The 6,648-nt window shown below is 73.2% G+C and carries 1 protein-coding gene; it reads right to left on the bottom strand.

Annotated elements, in window-relative coordinates; translation table 11 throughout:
• Positions 1 to 6,648: type I polyketide synthase (locus tag ABD329_RS47025; RefSeq protein ID WP_344318160.1), on the bottom strand; the 6,648-nt coding region annotated here is incomplete at both ends.

Raw genomic sequence — 6,648 nt, 5'->3', positions numbered from 1 at the left:
GACACCCATCGAACGCCACAGCTTCGCCAGCGACACCATCACCGCGAACAGCACCGGCTGGACCACATCCACCCGGTCGAAGCCCGGAGCGCCGTCAGCGCCACGCAGCACATCCGTCAGCGACCAGTCCACATACGCCGACAGGGCCGTCTCACACTCGCCGATCGCCTCCGCGAACACCGGCGAGGACTCCAACAGCCCCACGCCCATACCGAGCCACTGCGCACCCTGGCCGGGGAAGACGAACACCGAACGGCCCGGCTCCTCAACGGCGCTGGCGCGGACCACGCCCGGTGCCTTGGCGCCCTCGACCACCGCCGCCAGGCGCTCAAGGAGCTCCTCCCGGCCGGTTCCGGTCACCGCGGCCCGGTACTGGAACGCGGACCTGGTGGTCGCCAGGGAGTGGGCCACATCGGCAGCACGCAGCTCCGGACGCTCGGCCACGAACTCCCGCAGCCGGTCCGCCTGGGCCCGGACCGCGTCGTTGCTCTTGCCCGCCACGATCCACGCCACCGGGCCGTCGGCCACCTCGGCCTCGACGGTCTCGGCCGCCTCGACCTCGGGGGCCTGCTCCAGGATGGTGTGCACATTGGTGCCGCTCATGCCGAACGCCGACACACCCGCGCGTCGCGGATGCCCGGTCTCCGGCCACGGCCTGGCCTCGGCCAGCAGCTCGACGTCGCCCTCCGTCCAGTCGACGTGCGGCGAGGGCTCGTCGAGGTGCAGGGTCTTCGGCAGCACGCCGTGCCGCATCGCCATCACCATCTTGATGACGCCGCCCACACCGGCGGCCGCCTGCGAATGGCCGATGTTGGACTTGATGGCACCCAGCCACAGCGGCTGGCCCTCGGGACGCTCCTGACCGTAGGTGGCCAGCAGCGCCTGGGCCTCGATCGGGTCACCCAGCGAGGTGCCCGTACCGTGCGCCTCCACCGCGTCGACCTCGGCGGCCGACAGGCGGGCGTTCGCCAGCGCCTGCCGGATGACCCGCTGCTGCGAGGGGCCGTTGGGCGCCGTCAGGCCGTTGGAAGCGCCGTCCTGGTTCACCGCGCTGCCCCGCACCACGGCGAGGATCGGGTGTCCGTTGCGGCGGGCGTCCGACAGCCGCTCGAGGACGAGCATGCCGACGCCCTCGGCCCAGCTGGCACCGTCCGCGGCGGCCGAGAACGGCTTGCTGCGGCCGTCGGAGGCGAGCGCGCGCTGGCGGCTGAACTCGACCAGCGACATCGGGGTGGACATCACCGTCACACCACCGGCGAGGGCCAGCGAGCACTCGCCCTGGCGCAGCGCCTGCCACGCCAGGTGCAGCGCGACCAGCGACGACGAGCACGCGGTGTCCACCGTCACGGCCGGGCCCTCGAGGCCCAGGGTGTAGGAGATGCGGCCGGAGAGCACGCTGGGCGAGACACCGGTGCCGATGTAGCCCTCGACGCTCTCCTGGGATCCGGCGAGGACGCCGCCGTAGTCCTGGTAGGTCACGCCCGCGAAGACGCCGGTCTGGCTGCCCTTCGCGGAGACCGGGTCGATACCGGCCCGCTCCAGCGCCTCCCACGAGGTCTCCAGCAGCAGTCGGTGCTGCGGGTCCATGGACAGCGCCTCACGCGGCGAGATCCCGAAGAACGCCGGGTCGAACTGGCTGGCGCCGTGCAGGAAGCCACCTTCCTGCGTGTAGCACTTGCCCGGCTCGTCCGGGTCCGGGTCGTAGAGGTTCTCCACGTCCCAGCCGCGGTCGGTCGGGAAGGGCGAGATGCCGTCGCGGCCCTCGGCGACCAGGTTCCACAGGTCCTCGGGGGTGGCCACTTCTCCGGGGTAGCGGCAGCTCATCCCCACGATCACGATCGGCTCGTCGTTGCCCGCCACCGCGACCGGCACCGGCTGGAGCGCTCCGGTCTGCGCGCCGAGCACCTCGGCACGGGCGAACTTCGCCAGTTCGGCGGGGGTCGGGTAGTCGAACACCGCGGTCGCCGGGAGGCGCAGGCCCGTGGCCTTGCTGACCCGGTTACGGAACTCGACGGCGGTCAGCGAGCTGAAGCCGATGTCCTTGAACGCCTGCGACCCCTGCACCGCGTCGGCGGAGGCGTGTCCGAGCACCGCCGCGACATGGGTGCGGATCACATCGAGCAGCACCCGGTCCTGCTCGGGCTCGGAGAGCCCGGCCAGCCGCTCCCGCAGCGCGGCGAGCGGTCCGGAGTCCGATCCGGCGCCCTTCTTGGCGGCGCGCCGTGCGGTCTTGCGCCGACGGGCGGGCTTGGCGGGAGTTTCCTCGGCGGGGGTGTCCGTGACCACCTCGGCGGGAGTGTCCGTGACCACCTCGGCGGGAGTGCCGGTGGCCACCCCGGCTGAGGTGGTGGTCTCGGTCTCCACCGGGGCCGGGTCCGCCACCTGCTCCGTGGCGACCTGGCGCAGCGTCAGCGTGTCCGCGGAGAGCACGGCTTCGCCGGCCCCGTCGACCGCGGCCAGGGAGAGGGTCTCCGGACCGGTGCGGGCGAGCCGGACGCGCAGCGCGGAGGCACCGGCGGCGTACAGCGACACTCCGGCCAGGCTGAACAGGACGCGGCCGCGCCCCACGCCGTCCAGCACTCCGAGGCCGAGCGGCTGAAGCGCCGCGTCCAGCAGAGCGGGGTGCAGCCCGAACCGCTGGGCGTCCACGACGGACTCCTCAGCCAGGCTGACCTCGGCGAACACCTCGTCCTCGCGCTGCCAGACGGCTCGGAGGCCACGGAACGAGGGTCCGTAGACGAGGCCGTCGCCCGCGAGCAGCTCGTACAGGCCGTCCACATCGACGCGCTCGGCGCCGGGCGGGGGCCATGCGGTGGAGTCGAAGCGCGCCGCCCCTTCGGCGGTCTCGGCGTCGTCCGGCTCCGGAGCGAGCACACCGCTGGCGTGGCAGATCCACTCGTCCTCGCCCTCCGGCTCGGCCACCCGCGAGTACATCTCCAGCGAGCGGGTGCCGGACTCGTCCTCCTCGCCGAGGACGAGCTGGATCTGAACGCCGCCCCCTCGGGGGAGGACCAGCGGCGCCTGGATGACGAGCTCTTCCACCTGGCCGAGGCCGACCTCGTCACCGGCGCGGATGGCCAGTTCGACGAGGGCCGTGGTGGCCAGGACCGCCTCGCCGCGCAGGACGTGGTCCGCCAGCCAGGGCTGGGTGTGCAGCGAGAGCGTTCCGGTGAACACCAGGCCGTCGGCGCCCGCGAGGGGGACGGCTCCGCCCAGCAGCGGGTGGTCGGCCGGGTCGAGGCCGAAGGCGGCGGCGTCTCCCGCGGAGGCACCGGGCTCCAGCCAGTAGCGCTGGTGCTGGAACGCGTAGGTCGGCAGGTCCACGCGGCGGGCGCCGCGTCCGGCGAAGAAGGCCCGCCAGTCGACGGTTTCGCCGTGGACATGCGTCTCGGCGAGGGCCGCGACGAGCGCCTGAGTCTCGGGGCGGTCCTTGCGCAGCACCGGAACCAGCAGGGGGGCCGGTGTGCCGTCGGCCGCGATGTCGTCGACCGGTGCGGTCAGGCAGTCCTGGGCCATCGCGGACAGTACGCCGTCGGGGCCCACCTCGATGTACGCGGTGACGCCCTGCGCTTCGAGGGCCCGCACCCCGCTGCGGAAGCGGACGGTCTCCCGCACATGCCGCACCCAGTACTCCGGCGAGCACACCTCTTCGGCACCGGCCTGCTCACCCGTGACGTTCGAGATGAAGGCGATGGACGGCGCCTGGAAGGAGAGACCGGAGACGACGGCGCGGAAGCCGTCCAGCATGGCGTCCATGTGCGGCGAGTGGAAGGCGTGGCTGACGCGCAGGCGGCGGGTCTTGCGACCCTGCTCCGCCCACTGTCCTGCTATCTCCAGCGCCGCGGCCTCGTCGCCCGCGATGACCACCGCGGTCGGGCCGTTGACGGCGGCGATGCTCAGCTCGGCCTCACGACCGGTCAGCGACGCCGCGATCTCCTCATCGGACGCCTCGATGGCGACCATCGCGCCACCGGCCGGCAGGGCCTGCATCAGACGGCCGCGAGCGGCCACCAGGGTGCAGGCGTCCTCCAGCGAGAACACCCCGGCCACGTGGGCGGCGGCGATCTCACCGATGGAGTGACCGATCAGCACGTCCGGGGTGATGCCCCAGTGCTCGAGCAGCCGGTACAGCGCCACCTCGATGGCGAAGAGGGCGGGCTGGGTGAAGGCCGTCTGGTCGAGCAGCTCGGCGTCGGCACTGCCCTCGGCCGCGAACATCACCTCGCGCAGCGGCCGGTCGAGCACCATGTCCAGCCGTGCGCACACCTCGTCCAGGGCGCGGGCGAACACCGGGAAGGCGTCGTACAGCTCCCGGCCCATGCCGAGGCGCTGGGCGCCCTGACCGGTGAACAGGAACGCGGTCTTCCCGGCCGTGGCCGCCTGCCCCTGGACGATGCCGGGGGCGTCGTCGCCCGCGGCGAGAGTCTCCAGGCCGCGCAGCAGCGTGTCGCGGTCGGTGCCGAGAAGCACCGCGCGGTGCTCGAACACCGATCGCGTGGCGACCAGCGATTCGGCGATGTCCAGAACGCCGGACTCGGCGCTTTCGGACAGATGGGCGCGCAGCCGCTCGGCCTGGTCGCGCAGGGCTTCCGGGCTCCGGGCGGAGAGCGTCCAGGGGGCCATGCCGTGGTCGTCGGCGGGGGCCGCCGGAACGGGCTCCGCCTCCTCCGGTGCGGGGGCCTGCTCGATGATGGTGTGCGCGTTGGTCCCGCTCACACCGAACGCGGAGACACCCGCCCGGCGCGGCTGCCCGGTCTCGGGCCATGCGGCGGCCTCGGTCAGCAGCCGCACCTCGCCCGCCGACCAGTCCACCTCGCGCGACGGCTCGTCCACGTGCAGGGTCCGCGGCAGCACCCCGTGCCGCATGGCCATCACCATCTTGATGACGCCCGCGACACCGGCGGCGGCCTGGGTGTGGCCGATGTTCGACTTTATCGATCCGAGCCAGAGCGGCAGGTTCTCCGGGCGCTCCTGGCCGTAGGTGGCCAGCAGCGCCTGGGCCTCGATCGGGTCACCCAGCGTCGTACCCGTACCGTGCGCCTCGATCACCTGGACGTCGGCGGCGGAGAGCTGGGCGTTGGCGAGGGCCTGGCGGATGACCCGCTGCTGGGAGGGGCCGTTGGGGGCCGTCAGACCGTTGGACGCACCGTCCTGGTTCACGGCGGAGCCCCGCACGATCGCCAGTACCTGGTGGCCGTTGCGCCGGGCGTCGGACAGCCGCTCGACGAGCAGCATGCCGACACCCTCGGACCAGCCCGTACCGTCCGCGGCGTCCGCGAACGGCTTGCACCGGCCGTCGGGGGCGAGCCCGCGCTGCCTGCTGAACTCCACGAAGGCGGCGGGGTTGGTCATCACGGTGACGCCACCGGCGAGCGCCATGGAGCACTCGCCCTGGCGCAGCGCCTGCGCGGCCTGGTGCAGGGCGACCAGCGACGACGAGCACGCCGTGTCCACCGTCAGCGCGGGCCCTTCCAGACCCAGCGTGTAGGAGATGCGGCCCGAGACGACGGAGGTGGCGCTGCCGGTCAGCAGCTGCCCTTCGAGCCCCTCGGGGATTTCGTGCAGTCCGGTGCCGTAGCCGGAGGTCGCGGCGCCAACGTAGACGCCGATCTGGTTGCCGCGCACGGACGCCGGGTCGATACCGGCCCGCTCGAACGCCTCCCAGGAGGTCTCCAGCAGCAGTCGCTGCTGCGGATCCATGGCGAGCGCCTCACGCGGCGAGATCCCGAAGAACGCGGCGTCGAACTCGCTCGCCCCGTCGAGGAATCCACCCTCGCGGGCGTAGAAGGTGCCCAGGCGCTCCGGGTCGGGGTCGTACATCCCCTCGACGTCCCAACCGCGGTCGGAGGGGAAGTCCGTGATGGCGTCCGTACCGGCCGCCACGAGGTTCCACAGCTCCTCCGGGCTGCGCACACCGCCGGGGAATCGGCAGCTCATCCCGACGATCGCGATCGGGTCGTCATCGACCCGGGCCACCACCGCCGACGGCACGGCCACGTCGCCCCGCGTCCCCAGCACCTCGGCACGCAGATGGTCGGCCAGCACCGTGGCGCTCGGGTAGTCGAAGACCAGCGTGGCCGGAAGCACCAGCCCGGTCTCCGCGTTCAGCCGGTTACGGAACTCAACCGCCGTGAGCGAGTCGAAGCCCAGCTCCTTGAACGCACGCGCGGGCTCCACCGACTCCGCGCCCGCGAAGCCGAGGACCGCGGCGGCGTGGGCGCGCACCAGGTCGAGGAGGGTGCGGTCGATCTCGGCCTCGGTGAGTCCGGCGAGGCGCTCCCGCAGTGCCGATCCGGCCGAGGTGCCCTCGGTGCTCGCGGCGTTCGCCAGCGCCCGCTGGACCTCGGGCAGTTCGCCGAGGAGCGGGCTGGGCCGCCCGATGGTGAACGCGGGGGCGAATCGCTCCCAGTCCACATCGGCGACCGTCACCACACCGTCATCGCCGGCGACCGCCCCGTGCAGAGCGGCGATCGCCAGGCCCGGCGCCATCGTGGGCAGACCGCGGCGCGCCAGGTGGTCGCCCTCGTCCCCGGCCGCCATGCCGCCTTCGGCCCAGGGGCCCCAGGCCACCGCGGTACCGGCGAGACCCCGCGCACGGCGGTCCTCCACCAGCGCGTCCAGGTAGGCGTTGGCCGCGGCGTACGCGGC

The organism is Streptomyces javensis (assembly GCF_039525925.1).
GTDB classification, from domain to species: domain Bacteria; phylum Actinomycetota; class Actinomycetes; order Streptomycetales; family Streptomycetaceae; genus Streptomyces; species Streptomyces asiaticus.
The sequence above is the reverse complement of the archived record's forward strand: the minus strand, read 5'-3'. Positions and strand labels throughout refer to the sequence as shown.